Here is a 20,834-nt window from a genome sequence, read left to right as displayed (position 1 = left end):
CGCTCGATGTTAATTTGACGCAGAGGAGGCTCTCCGCCTGAAGACCGGGAGATTCCAGTGAAGCAACGCTCTGTCAGATCGTTCGCCGCGGCCCTGTCCGTGATGACGGTGATCGTCTCCGCATCCGCCTGTACGACGAAAGCGCCGAACCGCTCGGACGGCGGGTCGTCGAAGGACGCGAAGATCGCCTTCCTGATGCCCGACATCGCCTCCACCCGGTACGAGCTGTACGACGCACCGCTCTTCAAGGCCAAGATGAAGGATCTGTGCGGCGGTTGCGAGGTCCTCTACCAGAACGCGGGCGGCGACGCCTCGAAGCAACAGCAGCAGGCCGACTCCGCTCTCGCGCAGGGTGCCGACGTCATCGTGATCGACCCGGTGGACTCCGCCGCGGCGGCCAGCACCGTCCGTACGGCACAGGGGCGAGGGGTTCCCGTCATCGCGTACGACCGGCCGATCCCGGCGGTCAAGGCCGACTACTACGTCTCGTTCGACAACGAGAAGATCGGCGCCATGATCGGCAAGTCGTTGGTGGACCATCTCAAGTCCACCTCGGCCGAGGGCGGCCTCCTCCAGGTCAACGGATCACCGACCGACGCGGCGGCGGGCCTGATCAAGAAGGGCATACACAGCGCGGTCGACTCCAGCGGGTTCAAGCTTCTCGCCGAGTACGACACCCCTGCCTGGGAGCCGGGGAAGGCCCAGAGCTGGGTCAGCGGCCAGATAGCCAAGTTCCCGGGAAAGGTCGCCGGAGTGGTGGCCGCCAACGACGGCACGGGCGGCGGTTCCATCGCCGCGTTCAAAGCGGCCGGAGCGACCGTGCCACCGGTGACCGGGAACGACGCCGAACTCGCCGCCGCCCAGCGGATCATCAAGGGCGATCAGTTCAACACCATCTCCAAGCCCATCAAGACCGTCGCGGAAGCCGCGGCCGTCGCGGCGTTCTCCTTCGTCGAGGGGAAGAAGCCCAAGGGCGACACGACCCTGTTCGGCACTCCCTCGGAGCTGTTCACCCCCACCGTGGTCACCCGCGAGAACATCGCGGAGGTTCTGGTGGGCGACGGGAAACCGCTGAAGACCGCCGAGGTGTGCACGGCGACGTACGCGGCCGCCTGTGCCGACGCTGGCGTCTCGTAGTCGCGGGACGACCGCGGCAATGCCCCCTCCCCCTCTCCCTACCCGACTGCCTGCCTGCCTGCCTGCCTGCCTGCCTGCCCGCCTCGGAAGGTCGGTCATGACCGCTGAGTCCTTGCCCTCCCCCCGCGCGTCGTCAGGAGGCCCGCTGCTCTCGCTGCGCGGTATCAGCAAATCCTTCGGCGCTGTCGCCGCGCTCACCGATGTCGACCTCGATGTCGCCGCGGGTCAGGTGGTGGCCCTGGTGGGCGACAACGGCGCGGGGAAGTCCACCCTGGTCAAAGTTCTCTCCGGGGTGCACCAGCCGGATGCCGGGACCGTCGGCTTCGACACCGGGACCGTCTCCATCACCTCCCCGGCCGTCGCCCAGCGGCTCGGGATCGCGACCGTGTTCCAGGACCTCGCCCTGTGCGAGAACCTGAACGTGGTGGAAAACCTCTTCCTCGGGCGGGAGTTGCGCGGGCTGCGCCTGGACGAAGTGGCCATGGAGATCCGCTCCCGCGCTCTTCTCGGGGAGCTGTCGGCGAAGATCCCTTCGGTACGAGTTCCGGTCGCGGCCCTGTCCGGCGGCCAGCGGCAGACGGTGGCCATCGCGCGGACCCTTCTGGGCGACCCGAAGGTGATCATCCTCGACGAGCCGACGGCCGCGCTGGGGGTGGCGCAGACGGCGGAGGTGCTCAACCTGATCGAGCGGCTGAGGGAGCGCGGCCTGGGCGTCATCATGGTCAGCCACAACATGGCCGACGTGCGGGCCGTCGCCGACACCGTGGCCGTCCTGCGGCTCGGCCGCAACAACGGCCTCTTCGACGCGGCCGAGGCGACCGCGTCGGACCTGGTGGCAGCCATCACCGGAGCCACGGACAACGTGGTCAGCCGCCGGGCCGGCCGCGACCGGGCCGTGGGCGAACAGGCCGTGGGCGACCGGGCCGTGGGCGAACAGGCCGTGGGCGACCGGGCCATGGGTGAACAGGCCGTGGGCAACGGGCCGGCAGCGGCGCACAAGGGGGAAGCATCATGACGGAACCGGCCACTGTCACCAGCCCGGAACTCTCCCCCGGCAACCCCCACGAGCCGACGACCTGGTCCGACAGGGCCCGTGACCGTCGGCGGGCCGCGTCCGCCCGGCTGCGCGGCGGCGACCTCGGCCTCCTGCCCGTCCTCGCCGGGCTCGTCGTGATCTGGGTCGTCATGCAGATCCTCAACCCCATCTTCCTGTCGAGCGCGAACCTCACGAACCTCGCCCTCGAAAGCGTGCCGGTCGGCATCATCGCCCTGGGGGTCGTCTGCGTCCTCCTCGTCGGGCAGATCGACCTGTCGGTCGGCTCGGTCAGCGGACTCAGCGCCGCCGTCCTGGCCGTCCTCTTCGTCGACCGAGGTCTGCCGGCCTGGCTCGCCGTCACCGCGTCGCTGGCCCTCGCGTCGCTGATCGGCTGGTTCTACGCCCAGGTCCACAACCGGATCGGGGTGCCCAGCTTCGTCATCACACTCGGCGGCCTTCTCGGCTTCCTCGGCGTGCAACTGTGGATACTCGGGCCCAAGGGCTCGATCAACCTGCCGTACGACTCGGGTCTCGTGGCCTTCGCCCAACTCCAGTTCCTGCCGCCCTGGCTGGCGTACACGCTGGTCGTCGTGGGCGCGGTAATCCTCTACGCCACCGGGGCCGCCCGAGCCGCGGAGCGCCGCCGGGCGGGTCTCGCCGCCGCGTCCCGGCGTCTGCTCGTCGGACGGAGTCTGGCGCTGCTGGCCGGTCTCGGCGCCGCGGTCTGGTATCTCAACCGGGACCGGGGGGTGGGCTGGATGTTCGTGTTCTTCCTCGCTCTGGTGCTGGTGCTGCACTACGTGCTGTCCCGCACCTCGTTCGGCAAGTCGATGTACGCGGTGGGCGGCAACATGGAGGCCGCCCGGCGTGCGGGCGTGAACGTGACGGCCGTCCTCACCACCGCGTTCGTACTGTGCACGACGCTCGCCTGCGCCGGCGGGATCCTCTCCGCCTCCCGGCTCGCGGCGGCCAACCAGAGCAGCGGCGGCGGCGACGTCAACCTCAACGCCATCGCCGCGGCCGTCATCGGCGGCACCAGCCTGTTCGGCGGCCGGGGCTCCGCGTTCGCCGCTCTGCTCGGCGTACTCGTGATCCAGTCGATCTCCAGTGGACTCACTCTGCTGAATCTCGACTCCGCCTACCGCTTCATGGTCACCGGCGGGGTATTGCTCCTGGCGGTGTCGTTGGATGCGGTGGCCCGGCGGTCGCGGGTCTCCCACGGCAGGGCCTGAGGCACTTCTCGTATCCGGCAGCGCCGCACACCCCAGGATCACGATCTCGGAGGAACCATGCGAAGCCGAGCACCCGCGCGTATCGCCGCCCTGTTCCTGTCCACCGTCCTCGCGTCGGCCCTCCTCGCGGTGGGCGGGGGCGCGGCCCATGCCCGTACGCCGTCGCCGTCCCCTTTCCCGTCCTCGACACCGGCCCCGTCCTTCTCCCCCGCCTTGCCCGCTTCCGTCGACGGCGGGGCCTGGTCGTCCGGGCATCTCCAGGGCACGGCCATCGACCGCCGCCGGGGCCACATGTACTTCTCCTTCACCAATCTGCTGGTCAAGACCGACCTGGCGGGCAGACCGATCGGGTCGGTCACCGGCCTCACCGGGCATCTGGGCGATCTGGACTTCAACAGCGCGGACGGGCGGGTCTACGGCTCCTTGGAGTACAAGGCCGCCCAGGCCTTCTATGCGGCGATCTTCGACGGGGCCCGCATCACCCGGATGAACATGGACGCCCGGACCACGGATGTGCTCTCCACCGTCCATCTCCGGGAGGTCGTGCGGGACTACACCGCCGACATGAACGGTGACGGGGTCTTCGACGGCGACACGGGCAACACCCCCGACCACCGCTACGGCTGCAGCGGGATCGACGGCGTCGCCTTCGGCCCCGATCTGAACGGCAGGGGCGGCGGGCGGCTCACGGTCGCGTACGGCGTCTACTCCAACACCACCCGCACCGACAACGACCACCAGGTGCTGCTCCAGTACGACGTGCGCAATTGGCGGAAGTACGAGCGGCCGCTCAGCGAGGACGCGCTGCACACCAGCGGCCCCGCCTCCCCCGACGGCAAGTTCTTTGCCTACACCGGCAACACCACCTACGGGGTCCAGAACCTGGAGTACGACGGGGACAGCGGCAACTGGCTGATGGCCGTGTACAAGGGCAAGAAGGCGGCCTTCCCCAACTACGCGCTCTTTGTGGTGGACGGCTCGAAGCCCGCCCGCCGGGGTGAGGTCAAGGGGCAGCCGCGCCCCGAGACCGGCCGTATCCTCTCCCTCCTCCCGCGCGGGCTGCACCACGAACCGTCCGGGGTGTACGGCTACGAGTCGGGCGGCCAGTACGGTCTGGTCTCGCTCGACGACGGCCGCTATTACGTGGCCGAGGCGGGCACGGTCGACTCCGGGGGGACCACGCTGCAGACCGGGCGGGCGGTGCTGCACCGCTGGACGGGGGCGGTGCCGGACCCGTTCGAGGTGCGGGGGCCTGCTCGCTGAGGGTGTCCCCGACGGTTCCGGGGCGCGGGTGACATCGGCAGGCCCGCGCCGCCGCCCTCTGGTGACCCGCGTCACATCCGTGTCCTGTCAGCAATCGGAGCGCTGTCCCGTTCAAGGGGTACGCGAACGAGACAGGAGCCACGTCATGAAGCTCACGAAGCACCGCATCGTCGTCCTCGGCGCCGGGTACGCCGGAGCCTTCGCCGCCGGAAACCTGGCCCGCCGGCTCTCCCCCGCCGACACCGAGATCACCGTCGTCAACGCCGCACCCGACTTCGTCGAGCGGATGCGGCTCCACCAGGTGGCGGCCGGACAGGACATCGCGCGCCGCAAGCTCGCCGACGTGTTCGCGGGCACCGGGGTGCGGCTGCGCCTGGCCCGGGTGACCGGTCTCGACCCCGAACGCAGGACCGTCGCCGTGACCGGCGAGGACGGGCCCGGCGAACTGTCCTACGACACCCTCCTCTACGCGCTCGGCAGCTCGGCCGCCCACCGCGGCGTGCCCGGCGTGGCCGAGTACGCCTACGACGTGACCGGCCTCGGCTCGGCACTGCGTCTGCGCGAGCGCCTGGACGGTCTCGGCGAGGGCGGGTCCGTCCTGGTCGTCGGCGAGGGGCTGACCGGCATCGAGACCGCGACCGAGCTGGCCGAGTCGCGGCCCGGGATCTCGGTCGCACTCGCCGCCCGTGGCGAGCTGGGCGCCTGGCTCTCCCCGAAGGCACGCCGCCACCTGCGGGAAGCCTTCGACCGGCTCGGCGTCACCGTCCACGAGCACGCCGCTGTCGCAGCCGTCGAGCCGAACCGGGCGATCACCGCCGACGGTGCGGCCCTTGCGGCCGATGTGACCGTGTGGTCGGCCGGGTTCGCCGTGCACCCCATCGCGGCCGCCGCCGGCCTGGAGGTCGCCGACACCGGGCAGATCGTCGTCGACCGCTCCATGCGCTCGGTCTCGCACCCGGACGTCTACTCCGCCGGTGACTGCGCCTACGCGATCGGCGCGAACGGCCGACCGCTGCCGATGTCCTGCGCGTCGGCCGGGCTCACCAATATGCGGGCGACCGCCGCGATCATCGCGCGCCTGACGGGCGACGAGGTGCCGGCCACCGGGCTGAAGTATTTCGGCAACCACATCAGCCTCGGGCGGCGGGACGCGATCTTCCAGATGGTGGACGGGGACGTCCGGTCGAAGTCCTGGTACCTGGGCGGCCGAACCGCCGCGCGCCTCAAAGCCGGTGTGCTCTCGGGGGCCGAGTGGGGCATCGCCCACCCGACCTTCGGCATCCCGAAGCGCAGGCACCGTCTGGCCCCTGCGGCCGACCGGCCCGGTGTGCGGGTCGCCGCCTAGAGTGTTCGCCATGGACAGCGCAGCGGTCGACAGGTTCGAGGCCGGTCGGGGGAGGCTGGCCTCGCTCGCGTACCGTCTGCTCGGGTCGGCAGCCGACGCCGAGGACGCCGTGCAGGACACGTTCCTGCGCTGGCAGGCCGCGGACCGTGAGCGGATCGCGGTTCCGGAAGCGTGGCTGACCAAGGTCGCCACGAACATCTGCCTGGACCGGCTCCGCTCGGCGCAGGCGCGGCACGAGCGAACGGCCGGCGCCTGGCTGCCCGAACCGCTCCTCGAAGGCGACCCGATGCTCGGCCCGGCCGACACCTTCGAGCAGCGCGAGTCGGTGTCCTTGGCCGTGTTGACCCTGTTGGAGCGCCTCTCGCCGGCCGAGCGGGCCGTCTACGTCCTGCGGGAGGCGTTCTCGTACAGCCATGCCGAGATCGCCGGGATCCTCGACATCACCGAATCGGCGAGCCAGCAGCATGCCCACCGGGCCCAGACCCGGGTCGCCGCCGAGCGCCGCCGCGGCGGCGAGGCCGACCCCGCGTCCGCGCGCCGGGTCGTCGAGGAGTTCCTCGCCGCCGCCGCGTCGGGGCGCACCGACCGGCTGGTGGCGCTGCTCACCGACAACGTGACGGCGGTCTCGGACGGCGCCGGACTGGCCAGGCGACTGCTGAGCTACCGGACGCCCGAGCGGGTCGCCTCGTTCGTACGGGCCGGTTTCAAGCCCACGCCGGCGAAGCGGCGGCTGGCCGGCGGGTCGCCCGCGATGTACCTCGCGAGGGTCAACGACTCCCCGGCCGTGATCGCCGTGGTCGGGGTCCGGGTCGTGGGCGCCGTGGCGTTCGACATCAGCGGCGGCAAGGTCGCGGCCTTGTACGGCATCGCCGCCGCGGACCGGCTCACGCGGCTCGACGGGGCCTGGGCGCGGCACGAGGCCGGCGTGCCGGTCATCGCCGCTTGGTGAGGTGACCGGGAGCCGGGTCACCGTGCCGTGACGAACGGGCGGCTGGGCGGGCGATCGGTCGGTCGGGGCGGGCGGTCACCAGTCGACGTGCGCGGTGATCCACGCGTCGAGCGCGTTCTCGTCGGCTACGGGCGGCAGTTCGGGAGCGCAGGTGCGCGGGGTGAGAGACAGCTGGAGGTGGGTCAGGTAGCCGTAGGGGCCGTTGTCGGCCGCGGGGCCGAGGACCACGGCATGGGTCGGGGTGCGCCAGACGCGGTGCGTCATCGCCGGGCCGGTGACCACCGCGGCATCCGACAGGAGGCTCCGCTCGGGCGCCGCGCCCAGATGCTCGGTCACGGCCAGGGCGGCCTGCGCGAGGGTTGATTCGCAGTCCTGGTAGGTGCACGCCTCGTCCCGCTCCCAGCCCGGCACCTGGCTCCAGAGGTCCATGTGCTCGCGCAGCCAGGGCTCGTTGGTCATGTCCTCGTCGTGCTCGTCGAACGGATACAGCTCTCCGAACACGAGGAAGCTGCGGACGTCGGCCTGCCCGAAGGGGTTCCTGCCGTCGGAGCAGACCACGTGTCCGTGCCCCGTGCGGAAGGAGTCGCAGACCAGTTCGTGCTCCCAGTCCCATCCGCGGCGGGTCAGTTCCGCGTCGACGGCTTCGACATCATCGTCCACCGGCGGCTCCGTCGACAGGGCCAGGAACTCCGCGACCGCTGCGGGCGTCAAGGGGCTGCGGGCAAGAACGTGGACGCGTGGCGGCATGCCGGTCACTCCTGGGGCGTCGGGATGTCAGGATGCCGGGATGTCGCCGGGTGGAGAGACCCCCGGGGACAGTCTGATCCAGGACGCCGGTGGTCCGCTCGGCCGCTCAACTCCTCGGCCCTGCCCGCGGTGACACTCAACTCCCCGGCCCTGTCCACGGCGACGCTCAACTCCTCGGCCTCGTCCACGGTGCGGTCGTGGCGGGATGAGTCGGCACGACCGGGAGCCGTACCGCCGGCACCCGCTCGGCCCCGCCGCGCGGCGGCATCCACCGCGCCGAAATGTCGGAGTATTCATCCTGCGCAACCGGGGGTTGACCGAAGCGGAATGTGTCCTTAGGTTTCTCGCAACCCGCAGGTATATCGATTAACCAAACGTCGTCACCGTCCCGGTTGGAGACATCTCGCTGTGCGCTCATCCCTGAGCCGGCGCGGCTTCCTCGCTACAGGTTCCGGCCTCGCCGCCGCCGCACTCCCCGCCCTGTCCGGCTGTTCCCCGTTCGCCTCGGCCGACTCCGACCCGGGCACCCTGATCGTCCACACCCAGCTCGGCACCACCGCCCCGGGCTCCCCCACCTACAAGGCCGTGGTCGAGGAGTTCCACGCGGAACACCCCGGGCTCCGGGTCAAGAACCTCGTCAACGGCGACGACCTTCCCCAGGTCTACGAGACCTCCCGGCTGGCCCGCAAGGAGCCGGACGTCGTCATGGTCAACCTGTACGACAAGACGCTGGCCTGGACCGAGGTCGGTGCGACCGTCGACGTGAAGGGGTACCTCGACGACTGGGGGCTGCGCGAGCGGGTGCTGCCCGCCGCGCTGGAGGAATGGACCGACGGCAAGGGCCGGCTCCGCGCCTTCCCGTACTTCGCCACCAACTGGCCCGTCGCCTACAACACGACCCTGCTGGAGCGCGCCGGGGTCGGCTCCGTGCCCACCACCGGAGACCACCTCATCGGCGCCGCACGGAAGTTGCGCAGCAAGGGCATCGCCCCCGTCACTGTCGGCGGCAACGACTGGACCGGGCAGAAGCTGCTGGCCCAGATCATCCAGACCTTCCTGACCCCGGACGAAGCGCGGAAGGTCTACGCGAGCGGCGACTTCAGCGGCAGCCGGGGCGTCCGCGAGGGCATCGACTACTTCGTCGAGCTGCGGGACGCCGGTGTCTTCGCCGACAAGGCGCAGGGGCTGACCTCGGACACCATGACCACGCAGTACAACACCGAGGCCGCGGCCATCCAGTCGGCGATGTCCTCCGCGCTGGCGAAGGTTCCGGCGAGGACCGCGGGCCGCACCGAGATCGGCGGCTGGCCGCTGGCCCCGGGGGCGGCCCACGAGAAGCCCACGATTCTGCGTTCGTACACCCTCATCGGTTTCTGGATCAGCCCGAACGGGGTCAGGAAGATCTCCTCGGTCGAGAAGTTCCTGCGGTTCATGTACCGGCCCGAGGTGGTCTCGCGCTTCATCACCGAGAGCGGGCGGGACATGGCCCTGGTGACGGACACCGTCAGCAAGGACTTTCCGCTGGTGGCCAAGGCCCAGCGGCTCGGGGGCCGGGTCGGGCTGGTGCTGCTGCCGGATCTGTACGTCCCCCCGACGGCCACCCAACCGCTGATCACCGCGACCAGCACCGCGTTCACCCGGGGGACGAGCGCCGCCGCCGTGCGCTCCGCCCTCGAATCCGCCTACCGCACGGACTGATCCCGCGCGCCCGAGCCCTTAGCGAGTCCCTCATGACGTTGCTCTCGTCCGCCCCGGGCGGCGCCTCGGTCGCCCGGAAAGCACCCTCCACTCCCTCCCCTCCCCCGCGCCGCAAGCAGGGCGGGGTGATCCTCGCCGTGCCGGCGCTGGTCTGGTACCTCGTCTTCATGGTCGGCCCGCTGGTCGCCATCTTCGTGATCGCCGCGCTGCACTGGCCCGGCATGCTGCAGCCGGTGTCCTTCGCCGGTCTCGGCAACGTCCGCACCGTCCTCGCCGATCCGGTCTTCATGGACGCGGTGACCAACACCGCCGTCCAGCTCGTCGTCGCGCTGCCCCTGATGATCGTCGGCGCGTACATGCTGGGGTACTTCGTCGCCCAACGGCCCCCGGGGCACCGCGTCCTGCGCTACCTCCTCTTCATCCCGGGCCTGATCTCCACCCCCGCCAAGGCGATGGTGTTCTACGCGGTCCTCTCCCCGGACGGCCTGTTCAACGGCGCGCTGGACAAGGTGGGCCTGGGGACGCTGGCCGACGCCTGGCTGGCCTCGCCGTCGACCGCGCTGGCCTGTCTGATCGTCCTCGACGTGTGGAGCGGCATCGGGTTCACGGTTGTGCTGTTCGCGGCGCGGCTGGGGAGTGTGCCGGACGAGATCGGGGAGGCCGCGCAGCTCGACGGGGCGGGGCACTGGCGGGCCATGTGGCGCATCCACTTCCCCGTGATCCGGGACTTCGTGGGTGTGGTGACGATGCTGCAGTTCCTGTGGACCCTGTTCGGTTCGGCGCAGAACGTGCTGCTGCTGACCCAGGGCGGGCCGGGCTCCTCGTCGACGACCCTGTCCTTCCTCGTGTACCAGAAGGCGTTCATCGCGGCCGACCTCGGCTACAGCCAGACGGTGGGCGTGTTCCTGTTCCTGGTCGGTCTGGCCGGGCTGCTGACCATCCGTCGCGTCTTCCGCCAGAACTACTGATCGGAGCGGTTCCATGAAGTTCCAGAAGTCCTGGCTGCCGGCCCATGTCCTCGCCTCGCTGTACGCGGCGCTGCTCGTCGTCCCTCTTTACTATCTGCTGGTCTCGGCGTTCAAGACGAACGACCAGATCTTCGGGAGCCCGTTCGCGCTGCCGACCTCGCTGTCCGCGCACAACTTCACCGAGGCGTTCTCCTCCGCCGACCTCGGTCCGGCCGTCGTCAACTCGGTCCTGGTGACCGCGCTGGCGCTGGCGCTCACCCTGGGCCTGGCCATTCCGGCGGCGTTCGCCATCGCCCGTACGGAGGGGAGGCTGGGGGCGTTCGTGGAGCGGGTGTTCTCGCTCGGCTTCCTGGTGCCGACGTTCGCCGCGCTCTTCCCCACGTTCCTGCTGGCCGCCGCGACCGGGCTGTTCCACACCCGGGCCTTCATGGTGCTGTTCCTGCCCGCGACGGCGATGCCGCTGTCGGTGGTGATCCTGGTGCAGTTCATGCGGACGATCCCGCGCGAGATGGAGGAGGCCGCGCGGATCGACGGGGCGTCCACCTTCGGCGTGCTGCGGCATGTGTACACCCCGATGTGCATGCCGGGGATCGCGACGATCCTGCTGCTGAACTTCCTGACGTTCTGGAACGAGTACCTCTACTCGCTCGTCATCATCGGGCCGGACCCGGAGCAGCGCACCGTGCAGGTGGCGCTGCCCACCCTCAAGTCCCTGACCGGCACCGACTACGGCATCCTGACCGCCGGTACGGTGCTGACGCTGGTCCCGGTCTGGGCGGTCTACACCGTGCTGCAGAAGCGCATGCAACAGGCACTCGTCAGCGGGGCGGTGAAGATGTGAAGGAACGTCTTGAGGATCTTGAGGACCGGCCGGGGGGACCCGCCCTCGGCCCGGTTGAAGGGGGGTCCGCGGGCGCGGGCCGGCCGACCATCAAGGCGGTGGCCGCGGCGGCCGGGGTCTCCACGGCCACGGTGTCCCAGGCGGTCAACGGCACGGGGCGGATCTCGGAAGCGACCCGCCGCCGGGTCCTGGCGGCGGCGGCCGAGCTGGGCTGGTCGCCCAGCGCGTCGGCGACCGCGCTGCGCCGGGCCAGGACCCGGACGATCGCCCTCGTCGTCCGCCGCCCCGCGGACGTGCTCGGCGCCGACCCCCACTTCAGCGAGCTGATCACCGGTCTGGAGGGCGAGCTCGCCCCCCGGGGCTACGGTCTGCTGCTGCATCTGGTGCCGGGCATGGCCGAGGAGAGCGCACTGTACGAACGGCTCGTCGCCGAGGGCAGGATCGACGGTGCGGTGCTGACCGAGGCCCGGTCGGACGACCCCCGCCCCGGGCTCCTCCAGGGCCTCGGGCTGCCGGCCGTACTGCTCGGCTCACCGGATCCCGCAGGCCCGGTGCCCGGGGTAGGGCTCGGGCAGCAGGGCGCGGGCGTCCGTGAGGCGGTCGCCCATCTGCTGGAGCTGGGCCACCGGCGTATCGCGTACGTCGCGGGCCCGGCCGAACTGGTGCACACCGGGGCGCGGCGGGCGGCGTTCGAACAGGCCCTGGCGGAGGCGGGTCTGCGGCCCGCCGCCGTCCGGCACACCGACTTCACCGAGGAGGCCGCCGTCGCGGTCACCGAGGAGCTGCTCGCGCTGCCGGACCGGCCGACCGCCCTGGTCTTTCCCAACGACTCCATGGCCGTCTGCGGGACGGGTGCGGCCCAGCGCGCCGGGCTGCGGGTACCCGCGGACGTGTCGGTGGTGGGGTACGACAACCTCCCCCTGGGCCGCTGGCTGCACCCGCGCCTCAGCAGCGTGGACCAGCAGGTCCAGCGGGTCGGCGCGGCCGCCGCGCTGACGCTGCTCGCCCGGTGCGGCGAGGACGTGCCCGCCGCGCTGCTGGAGGGACGGCCGCGCCTGGTCGTACGGGAGTCGACCGGCCCCGCGCCTGCCGTTCCCTGATCCATGGACCGTTCACCTCGCCCCGCACGCGGGCCGCCCGCTCGCCCCGCACCACCTCCTGATCGGCCCGCCTCCCGCGAACGCGGCCGACCGCCCCCGTACACCGAAGAACGCCGGAGAAGGACCATGCGACGCCACAGCGCCCAACTCACCCATGACCACACCGTGCTCCCCTGGCTCGGCGCCAACTTCTGGTCCCGCACCGGCGGTCCGCTGATGTGGCGGAACTACGAGCCGAAGACCGTGCGCGAGGAGCTGGCCGTCCTGCGGGGCCACGGGCTGACGATGACCCGGTCGTTCTTCTACTGGCCGGACTTCCATCCGGAGCCCGGCCGGATCGACGAGGAGCTGTGCGACCGGTTCCGGGACTTCCTCGACGCCCACACGGAGGCGGGGATGGGGACGGTGCCGACGTTCATCGTCGGCCACATGTCCGGCGAGAACTGGGATCCGGTCTGGCGCGGGGGCCGTGACCTGTACGAGGACGTGTGGCTCGTCGGGCGGCAGGCCTGGTTCGTCTCCCAGATGACTCGCAGGTTCAAGGACCACCCCGCGGTGACGGGCTGGCTGATCACCAACGAGATGCCGGGCTACGGGCGTATCTACCAGGTGGACCCGCCCTCCAGCGATGCGGTGACCGCCTGGGCGCAGTTCATGTGCGACGCGGTGCGCGCGGCGGGCGGGACGCAGCCCGTCTCGCTCGGCGACGGGGCGTGGGGCATCGAGGTGACGGGCCGCGACAACGGCTTCTCGCTGCGGGACACCGCGGAGTACGTGGACTTCGTGGGACCGCACGTCTACCGGTCGGACACGGACCGGCCGCGCCAGCACTACCGGGCCGCGTTCGAGTGCGAACTCGCGGCGGTGACCGGGCAGCCGGTCGTGCTGGAGGAGTTCGGGCTCTCCACGGACACGGTCTCGGCGGCGAACGCGGGGATCTTCTACCGGCAGACCCTGCACAATTCGCTGCTCGGCGGGGCCACCGGCTGGATCGCCTGGAACAACACGGACTACGACGACCTGTGGGACCAGTCCCCGTACGACCACCACCCCTTCGAGATGCACTTCGGGATCACCGACAGCACCGGCCGCCCCAAGGAGCCGCTGCGCGAACTGGCCTCCTTCGCCGAGGTGTTGAAGCGGGTGGACTTCGCCCGGTGCCGCCGCACCGACGCCGAGGCCGCGCTGGTGGTGCCCGCGTTCCTGGAGCGCGGCTACCCCTACAGCCGGCCCGCCGACCGGCCGCTGATCTTCACCTCCCTGCATCAGGGGTACGTGGCGGCGCGCGGCGCGGATCTGCCCGTGGCGTTCGCCCGGGAGGCCGACGGGCTGCCGGACGACGCCGCGCTGTACCTGCTGCCCTCGACCCGTCAGCTGACGACCCGCACCCGGCGGGCTCTGGAGCGGCGGGCCCGCGCGGGGGCGACGGTCTACCTGTCGTTCTGCTCGGGCGAGCACCCGGGGACGCGCGGCCCGTGGTTCGACGACCTGGACGGTCTGTTCGGGGTCGAGCTCCAGCTCTCCTACGGGGTCGCGGAGCCGATCGAGGACGATGTCCTGGAGATGACGTTCGCCGAGGACTTCGGTTCCATCGCGGCGGGCGAGACGCTGGTCTTCCCGGTCGCCGGGAACGAGGACAGCCGCGCCTACCTCCCGGTGGTTCCGGCGGGCGCGCGGGTCGTGGCGACGGACGCGCACGGACGGCCGGCGCTGCTGTGCCATGAGACGGGCGAGGGCCACACCGTGCTCGCGACCTACCCGATGGAGCACATGGCCGCCCGCACGGCGCGGGCCAACCCCGAGCAGACGCACCGGCTGTACGCGGCGCTCGCCGAGGTCGCCGGGGCGGCGCGGCCGGTGACGGTGGACAGCCCGTACGTCGCCGCCGACACCGTCGTCCACGAGGACGGGACGCGGTACGTGTGGCTGGTGAGCCAGTCCGACGCGGAGGTGACCGTGCGGCCCGTGGCGGACGGTGAACTGCGCGAGCTGGAGGGCGGTGGGCCGGCGCGGGAGGTGGTGATCGCCCCGTACGGGGTGCGTGTCCTCGAACTGCGCTGACCGGCCCGGCCGTTCCCGCCGCACGACCGTCCTGCCCTGCTTCCGGCCGAGGAGATCCGTGCCATGACCGACGCCCTCTACCGCGACCCCGCCGCGCCCGTCGCCGCCCGGGTGCGGGATCTGCTGGGCCGGATGACGCTGACCGAGAAGGTGGGGCAGGTCAACCAGCGGATGTACGGCTGGACCGCGTACGAGCGGACGGCGACCGGCCATCGGCTCACCGACGCGTTCCGCGCCGAGGTGGCCGCGTACGACGGGATGGGGGCGCTGTACGGGTCGCAGCGCGCGGACGCCAGACGCTGGCCAACCTCTATCTCGCGATGGAGAACGACCTCACCATCGTCCCGGTGCTCAACAAGATCGACCTCCCCGCCGCCCAGCCGGAGAAGTTCCCCTGGTCGGGGGTTACGGCGGAGACGGGCATCGGGGCGGCGGAGGGTGCGCGGGTGTCCGACGCCGTCCAGCGCCATGTCGTGGAGCAGACCCGCCTGGGCATCCCGGTCCTGTTGGTGGAGGAGATGCCGCACGGGCTCCAGGCGCTGGACGGCACCCTGTTGCCGGTCAACCTGGCGGTCGGCGCGACATGAATCCCGAGCTGTACGAGGAGGCGGCCGGGCTCGCGGCGGCGCAGCTGCGTTCGCGGGGCGGGCGTGTGGCCCTGGTGTCGGCGCTGGATCTGGTGCGGGATCCGCGCTGGGGGCGGGCCAAGGAGTGTTTCGGCGAGGATCCGTATCTGGCGGCCCGGTTCACCGAGGCGCTGGTACGCGGGGTGCAGGGGCCGCCGGGCGAGCGGATCGGGCCGGACCGGGCGGCGGTCGTGCTCAAGCACTTCGCGGGGCAGGGGGCCACGGTCGGCGGCCGCAACAGCGCGGCGACGGAGCTGGGTCTCCGTGAGCTGCACGAGATCCACCTGGAGGTCGCCCTGGCCGGGGTCCGGGCGGGGGCCGCCGGGGCGATGGCGCTGGCGGCGGGCACCGATCTGAGCCTGTGGGACGGCTGCTTTCCGCGACTGGCCGAGGCCGTCGAGGGCGGGCTGGTCGACGAGGCGGTCCTTGTCCAGCTCTACGTACGCCGGGTGCTCGGTGGGTCGTCGTGGCCCCGGGTACGGGAACTGCGCGGGTTCGACCGGGTCGCTCTGGCGCCCGGGGAGCGGGCGGAGGTCTCCCTCACGCTCGACGCGAGGGTGTGGGCGTCGGTCTCGCGCTCGGGGGAACGGTTGGTGGAGCCCGGGGAGTTCGCGATCGAAGCGGGTCCTTCCTCGGACCGTGCGCAGGGCGTGCGGCTCACCGTGAGGGCTGCGACGCCGGGCGGGCTGCCCGGAGCCGGGGGTCCTGATCTTTGAGGCAGAAGCAGCAGCAGAAGCAGCGGCTCAGGCTGCCCGGCCCGTGGACGGCCGCGGATTCACGTGGCGGGGCGGGTGTGCACACTGACCGCGTAGCCGCCGCCGTCGGTGTACGGGGCGCCGCTCCAGGTCGCGTAACGCTGCCCCAAGGTCAGTCCGGCCCGGGTGCACCAGTCGTCGAACTCGGTGAGGGTCACCGGTGCTTCCGCCAGTGGCAGGTGGGCCGCGTCCAGTCCCATGCCCGTGACCAGGAGACCGCCGGGGCGCAGTACGGCGGCCAGTTGCCCGACGACGGCCGCTCCGGTGCCGGGGGCCAGCAGGGGGATGACGTTGCCGGCGGCGAGCACCAGGTCGAAGTCCGTGTCCAGAGCGAGGGCGTCCAGCCGGGCCAGGTCGCCGAGGAGCCACTCCTGTGCGGGTGCTTCGCGGCGTGCGACGGCCAGCATCGAGGAGTCGACGTCCACGCCGGTGCAGTGGTGGCCCAGCTCCGCCAGCCGGATCGCGATCCGGCCGGTGCCGCACCCCGCGTCGAGCACCCGCGCGGCGGGCCTCAGCAGCGTGGTGCAGAAGGTGGCTTCACCGTGGATGTCCTGGCCCGATTCGGCGAGCCGGGCGAATCGCCGCGCGTACTCCTCCCCCGCCTGTCCACCGGTCAGTTCCGCCCAACGGTCGCGTTGCCCTGTCATGTTTCAGCATGCCTTCCGGTTCGGCCTCCCCCCCAGCGGGAGCATAGACGAGCCGATCAGACGGAGTCCCGTCCGGCCGGCCGCGCGCGAGGAACGGGGCCGAGACAGTCCTTAGTGATGCCCCATGAGTGATCGTTCCGGACCTCACGTCCTGTCACCGAAGCTGTTCGGCGTGGGAGGTGACTGGCTGCCGGTCACCGCGGGGGAATCGGAAGCCTCTGTCTTTCGCAGTGGGGACGCCACCCGTTACGCCAAGTGTGTGCCCGCAGTGGATACGGCCGGTCTGAAGGCCGAGCGGGAGCGGATCGCCTGGCTGAGCGGGCAGGGCGTGCCGGGCCCCCGGGTCCTCGACTGGTACGCCGGTGATGCGGGCGCCTGCTTGGTCACCGGGGCCGTCTCCGGCGTATCCGCTGATCAGGTGAGCGCTGAGGACCTTCGCGCGTCCTGGGAGCACATCGCGGACGCGGTCCGTCGGCTGCACGAGGTGCCCGTGTCCTCGTGTCCGTACCGCCGGGGTCTGGACGCCGTGGTCGAGGTCGCGCGCGACGTGGTGGCGCGGGGCGCGGTGAACCCGGAGTTCCTGCCGGTGGAACAGCAACTCACGCCTGCTGCGGAGTTGCTGGCCCGCCTCACCGGGGAGATCTCCCGGCGACGGGGCCAGGAGGTGGCCGACACCGTCGTCTGCCACGGAGACCTGTGTCTGCCCAACATCATCCTCGATCCACGGACCTTGGAGGTGTCGGGCTTCATCGACCTGGGCCGTCTCGGGGCGGCCGACCGTCACGCCGATCCGGCGCTGCTGCTCGCCAACGCGCGGGAGACCTGGGTGGACGAGGAGCAGGCGCGGGTCGCGGACCGGGCGTTCGCCGAGCGGTACGGCATCGCCCTGGATCAGGAGCGCCTGCGCTTCTACCTCCACCTCGACCCGCTCACCTGGGGGTGAGGTTGACGAGGAGCGGGGCACCCGGCCTCACGGAATACGGGTGGCCCGTGCCGGTCAGCACGTGGGCCCTCCGGGCTTCCGCCCCCAGGACGTGAGCATGCCGGCCGACAACGCGGCGCACGCGTCGCTCTCCAGGTACCGCACCGCCGCGTCGACCGCCGCGTCGTCGACCAGGCCGGTGGAGAGCATCGCCTGCCTGCTGCGCTGCCAGGTGTCGGCCCAGAAGCGGCTGATGGGACTGCCGGGCACCAGCGGCGGCACGTGGATCTCCGCCGCCACCTGTTCGAGTCCCGCCCCGCGCAGGAGGTGGGGGTACGACGGAACCCACGAGACGTCGGTGCCGATGGTGGCACGCAGCCCTTGCCACATCGCCCGCATCACCGTGGTGTACGGGGTGGCCGGCGCCCGCTCGCTCGTCAGATCGACGGCGTCGCTGAGCACCAGCACACCGCCGGGCGTGAGGAGTTCGGCGAGCTTGCCGATCAGGCGGTCCCGCTCGGGCAGATGCATCAGCACGAAGCGTGCGTGGACGAGTCGGAAGCGGCCGGGGGCGAAGTCGGGAGCGGTGATGTCGGCCCGCAGCACCTGAAGGCCGGGGGTGGGGCGCGCGTTCAGGAACCGTACGTCGCGGTCCACGGCGAGCACGCCCGCCACCCCGGCCTCGCCCAGCAGCCGGCGGGAAACCGTGCCCGTGCCGGCTCCGATGTCGAGGCAGTGCCATCCGGCGCCGGCTCCGAGCGCCCGTAGCCGGTCCATCGTGATGTCGTCGTAGGCGAGAGCACCGAAGTCGATGCGTTCCGCCTCCCCCGCCCGGTCGGGGCGGAAGAAGGCCTCACCGTAACGGCCGTCGCCCGGCACGCTTCCCGGCGCGGCGGAGTTCACACCTCCACCCGTACGCCACGGAACCGGGCGTCCCTGGTCCGTCGCGGCCCCCGGCCGCCGGGCGAGGGGGTCGGCGGATCGTCGAGCAGTTCCATGGCGGGCCTCTCCACGCGGCAGGGACGGTGCGGGGACGGCCCCGTCCTGGGCCGGGCCCCCGGCCATCCTTCACCGGCGCTCGTCCGCGTGGCCGAGGCTCGCCGCGCCGGGGGCCGATCGGTGGACCGAGGTTCGGCGGTACGACGGTGTGGTGGGTGATGTGGCCGCCCGTGCGGCACCGACAGGCGGCCGTCGGCGGGCGCGGTGCCTGGGCCGTACGGCGATATGAGCTTCAGGTTCGCTTCAGTTGAGGCTGTTAGAGTGCAGTCCTGCGGCGGCAATTCGCCGAGCGGCTTTGGCACTTCGTTCTGCGAGCCGAATCGACCGGGACAGGAGCGTAGGAATGCGCTGCAGGGAGATGCTGGCCTTCTGCGCCGGTATCGCCGTGCTCCTGATGATTTCCGCGTTCGCTCTCGGCACCTCCACTCAGTCCCCGCAGACCGTCGACGCGGCCGCTCATTCCGCAGCCGTGTCCGTGATCCACGAGTCAGGGACGGACACTCCGCTGGAGGGCGTGGACGGTGACGTCACGCTCCAGCACCGCCACAAGGCGGGCAGCACGACAGCGTCGCCTCCTGTTCAGGCAGGCGTTCCCTCCTCGTCACCGGATCTTGACGACTGCGCGGCGGACGTCGCCCGGCAGCACGCTTCGCCTCCAGGATCGCGAAGCCCTGCCCGTGTGCAGATCCTTCGCTGCTGAGCGAACCACCCGATAGGTCCGCGGTAGTCCGCCGACGCCCGGACCGATCGACACCGTACGGCGCCAATCATCCGCGTGAATACGTGCCGACGCGTCTCGCCTTCCGCATAAACATTCCGTATTGATCCGCAGCAATTCTCGCGGCAGGAAACGGATACCTTTCCCGGTATCCCCTCTCCTCCTCTTCCTGTCGAATTTCTGCACCCCTTTCTGGACCCCGAAAATACGACGCCGATCAGGGCAGCGCCCTCGGCACCCCGAACTCGGCCCCCGACTCAGCCCTGGAGCAGACGCACATGCATCACATCCCCCTCGCCTCGGAGCCGACGAGCGGCATCGCCGGGTGGGCGACGAGCCTCGTCGACACGATGGGCGGCCCCGGGGCCGGGCTGGCGATCGCCTTGGAGAATCTCTTCCCCCCGCTGCCGAGCGAGATCATTCTGCCGCTGACGGGCTTTGCCGCGGGGCAGGGAGTGATCAGCCTGTTCTCCGCCCTGTTCTGGACGACGCTGGGATCGGTGGTGGGCGCTGTCGCCCTCTATCAGATCGGCGCCCTCTTCGGCCGGGAGCGCATGTACGCCCTGTGGGAGCGACTCCCCCTGGTGAAGGTGTCCGACCTGCAGAAGACCGAACAATGGTTCCTCAAGCACGGCATGAAGGCCATCTTCTTCGGCCGCATGATTCCGATTTTCCGAAGCCTCATCAGCGTCCCGGCAGGCGTCGAGCGGATGCATCTGCCGACCTTCGTACTCTTCACCACTCTGGGCAGCTTCATATGGAACTTCATCCTCGTGATGGCCGGGTATCTACTGGGTGACCAGTGGGACCTCGTGGAGCGTTACGTCGGAGTGCTCTCGAAGGTGGTGCTCGGGCTGGTCGTCGCGGGGCTGGTCGTGGCGGTCGTTCGCAGGGTGCGTTCCCGCCGGGGCGACCGGCAGAAGGACCTTGTATGACCGTTCCGACGGATCGCCCGGGCCCGTTGGCCGCGGGCGGCTCATCGGGCACCGGGCGAGGACCTCCGCCGGGCAGTACACGAGGAAAGACGCAAGAAACCGCGCTTGGTGCGCGGACCATCGATCCGATCGACGAAGGTGGCACGCATGGCTATGTGGGATCGCATCAAGGACCAGGCCAAGGGGCTGCAGCAGCAGTCGCAGGGCACGAGGGGCGTCGCCGGCCAGCGGCAGGCGGGAACAGGATCCGCAGGCGGCTCGAAGGAGAAGTTGGTCGGGCTGCTCAAGTCGCAGCTCGGCTCCCTCAAGACCGAACTCAAGAGCGGGGCCTACCGGGATGCCAGCATGGCGATGTGCGCCCTGGTCGCGGCCGCCGACGGGTCCGTCGACCCCGCCGAGCGGCAGCACGTGGAGTCGCTGATCCTGCAGAACGACGTCCTGCAGAACTTCCCACCCGAGCAGCTGCGGCAGCGGTTCAACAAGCACGTCGACCAGTTGATGTTCAACTTCCAGCAGGGCAAGGCCGATGCCATGCAGGAGATCGCCAAGGCCGCGAAGAAGCCGGTGGAGGCCAAGGCGGTCGTCCAGACCGGCTTCGTGATCGCCGGCGCGGACGGCTACATCGCCCCGGCCGAGGCGCAGGTTCTGCGGGAGGCGTGCCTGGCGCTCGGGGTGTCCCCGCAGGAGTTCGGCCTCTGATCCTGGCCACCGACGCCGCGCGGGCTCCGCGAGCGGTTCGCCGGGGCCGGGCGCGTCGTCCGCGGCCGCTGGTCCACGCAGGCTGACGGGCCGGGGCGAGCTGCGCGGGCCGAGCGGCGGAATGCCGTACGGGCCGGGGCCCGCACCGTACAACGG

General features: G+C 71.1%; 18 protein-coding genes and 1 pseudogene. 16 read left to right on the top strand and 3 right to left on the bottom strand.

From position 1 onward, the window contains the following. Positions 1 to 57 precede the first annotated feature (57 nt). The 6 genes from ACFWM7_RS15745 (at position 58) to ACFWM7_RS15720 (ending at position 6,962) form a co-directional block, all read left to right on the top strand. Complete coding sequence (locus ACFWM7_RS15745) at positions 58 to 1,137, top strand: substrate-binding domain-containing protein (protein ID WP_383260585.1); 1,080 nt, start codon at positions 58 to 60, stop codon at positions 1,135 to 1,137. Between the two features lie 97 nt (positions 1,138 to 1,234). Further along, entirely contained in the window at positions 1,235 to 2,152 is a 918-nt protein-coding gene (locus tag ACFWM7_RS15740) for an ATP-binding cassette domain-containing protein (RefSeq protein ID WP_383260583.1), read from the top strand. Then, the gene (locus ACFWM7_RS15735; protein WP_383260581.1) at positions 2,149 to 3,405 is read left to right on the top strand and encodes a sugar ABC transporter permease; all 1,257 of its coding nucleotides are present in this window, start codon (positions 2,149 to 2,151) and stop codon (positions 3,403 to 3,405) included. The genes ACFWM7_RS15740 and ACFWM7_RS15735 overlap by 4 nt, the downstream gene beginning before the upstream one ends. Positions 3,406 to 3,462: 57 nt before the next feature. Next, a complete protein-coding gene (locus ACFWM7_RS15730) occupies positions 3,463 to 4,668 on the top strand; it encodes a hypothetical protein (RefSeq protein WP_383260579.1) in 1,206 nt (401 codons plus the stop codon). A 145-nt stretch (positions 4,669 to 4,813) separates the two neighbouring features. Then, positions 4,814 to 6,013: an NAD(P)/FAD-dependent oxidoreductase gene (locus tag ACFWM7_RS15725; protein WP_383260577.1), complete on the top strand. Its 1,200-nt coding sequence runs from the start codon at positions 4,814 to 4,816 to the stop codon at positions 6,011 to 6,013. Between the two features lie 10 nt (positions 6,014 to 6,023). Further along, positions 6,024 to 6,962: a sigma-70 family RNA polymerase sigma factor gene (locus ACFWM7_RS15720; protein ID WP_383260575.1), complete on the top strand. Its 939-nt coding sequence runs from the start codon at positions 6,024 to 6,026 to the stop codon at positions 6,960 to 6,962. 75 nt (positions 6,963 to 7,037) lie between these two features. Here ACFWM7_RS15720 and ACFWM7_RS15715 read toward each other — a convergent pair whose 3' ends face one another. After that, positions 7,038 to 7,709: a hypothetical protein gene (locus ACFWM7_RS15715; RefSeq protein ID WP_383260572.1), complete on the bottom strand. Its 672-nt coding sequence runs from the start codon at positions 7,707 to 7,709 to the stop codon at positions 7,038 to 7,040. 408 nt (positions 7,710 to 8,117) lie between these two features. Between ACFWM7_RS15715 and ACFWM7_RS15710 the strand changes: the two genes are divergently transcribed. The 7 genes and pseudogenes from ACFWM7_RS15710 to ACFWM7_RS15680 all read left to right on the top strand — a co-directional run bounded on the left by ACFWM7_RS15710 (position 8,118) and on the right by ACFWM7_RS15680 (position 15,719). Continuing rightward, positions 8,118 to 9,407 carry an ABC transporter substrate-binding protein gene (locus ACFWM7_RS15710; protein WP_383260568.1) on the top strand — a complete coding sequence of 430 codons (1,290 nt, stop codon included), beginning with the start codon at positions 8,118 to 8,120 and terminating at the stop codon, positions 9,405 to 9,407. Between the two features lie 32 nt (positions 9,408 to 9,439). Then, positions 9,440 to 10,375, top strand: coding sequence for a carbohydrate ABC transporter permease (locus tag ACFWM7_RS15705; protein ID WP_383260565.1), 936 nt, complete (start codon positions 9,440 to 9,442; stop codon positions 10,373 to 10,375). A gap of 13 nt (positions 10,376 to 10,388) precedes the next feature. Continuing rightward, positions 10,389 to 11,216 carry a carbohydrate ABC transporter permease gene (locus tag ACFWM7_RS15700; RefSeq protein ID WP_383260563.1) on the top strand — a complete coding sequence of 276 codons (828 nt, stop codon included), beginning with the start codon at positions 10,389 to 10,391 and terminating at the stop codon, positions 11,214 to 11,216. A 98-nt stretch (positions 11,217 to 11,314) separates the two neighbouring features. Then, entirely contained in the window at positions 11,315 to 12,316 is a 1,002-nt protein-coding gene (locus ACFWM7_RS15695; protein WP_383260560.1) for a LacI family DNA-binding transcriptional regulator, read from the top strand. Positions 12,317 to 12,442: 126 nt separating this feature from the next. Continuing rightward, positions 12,443 to 14,377, top strand: a complete 1,935-nt coding sequence (locus ACFWM7_RS15690) for a cellulase family glycosylhydrolase (RefSeq protein ID WP_383260558.1) — start codon at positions 12,443 to 12,445, stop codon at positions 14,375 to 14,377. A gap of 278 nt (positions 14,378 to 14,655) precedes the next feature. Further along, positions 14,656 to 14,901, top strand: a pseudogene (locus tag ACFWM7_RS15685) (hypothetical protein); the annotation flags it as partial. A gap of 59 nt (positions 14,902 to 14,960) precedes the next feature. Then, a complete protein-coding gene (locus ACFWM7_RS15680; protein ID WP_383260556.1) occupies positions 14,961 to 15,719 on the top strand; it encodes a fibronectin type III-like domain-contianing protein in 759 nt (252 codons plus the stop codon). A 59-nt stretch (positions 15,720 to 15,778) separates the two neighbouring features. On the opposite strand, the gene ACFWM7_RS15675 is transcribed toward ACFWM7_RS15680, so the two are convergent. Next, the gene (locus ACFWM7_RS15675; RefSeq protein ID WP_383260551.1) at positions 15,779 to 16,405 is read right to left on the bottom strand and encodes a class I SAM-dependent methyltransferase; all 627 of its coding nucleotides are present in this window, start codon (positions 16,403 to 16,405) and stop codon (positions 15,779 to 15,781) included. Positions 16,406 to 16,529: 124 nt separating this feature from the next. On the opposite strand from ACFWM7_RS15675, the gene ACFWM7_RS15670 reads away from it, so the two are divergent. Further along, a complete protein-coding gene (locus ACFWM7_RS15670) occupies positions 16,530 to 17,348 on the top strand; it encodes an APH(3'') family aminoglycoside O-phosphotransferase (protein WP_383260549.1) in 819 nt (272 codons plus the stop codon). Between the two features lie 54 nt (positions 17,349 to 17,402). On the opposite strand, the gene ACFWM7_RS15665 is transcribed toward ACFWM7_RS15670, so the two are convergent. Then, the gene (locus ACFWM7_RS15665; protein WP_383260547.1) at positions 17,403 to 18,230 is read right to left on the bottom strand and encodes a methyltransferase domain-containing protein; all 828 of its coding nucleotides are present in this window, start codon (positions 18,228 to 18,230) and stop codon (positions 17,403 to 17,405) included. A 1,092-nt stretch (positions 18,231 to 19,322) separates the two neighbouring features. On the opposite strand from ACFWM7_RS15665, the gene ACFWM7_RS15660 reads away from it, so the two are divergent. Both ACFWM7_RS15660 and ACFWM7_RS15655 read left to right on the top strand, forming a co-directional pair. Continuing rightward, the gene (locus ACFWM7_RS15660; protein ID WP_383260543.1) at positions 19,323 to 19,979 is read left to right on the top strand and encodes a DedA family protein; all 657 of its coding nucleotides are present in this window, start codon (positions 19,323 to 19,325) and stop codon (positions 19,977 to 19,979) included. Positions 19,980 to 20,126: 147 nt separating this feature from the next. After that, positions 20,127 to 20,678, top strand: a complete 552-nt coding sequence (locus ACFWM7_RS15655; RefSeq protein WP_383260540.1) for a tellurite resistance TerB family protein — start codon at positions 20,127 to 20,129, stop codon at positions 20,676 to 20,678. Positions 20,679 to 20,834: the final 156 nt, after the last annotated feature.

It is taken from the genome of Streptomyces sp. NPDC058375 (genome assembly GCF_042723425.1).
Taxonomy (GTDB): Bacteria; Actinomycetota; Actinomycetes; order Streptomycetales; family Streptomycetaceae; genus Streptomyces; species Streptomyces durocortorensis.
The sequence above is the reverse complement of the archived record's forward strand: the minus strand, read 5'-3'. Positions and strand labels throughout refer to the sequence as shown.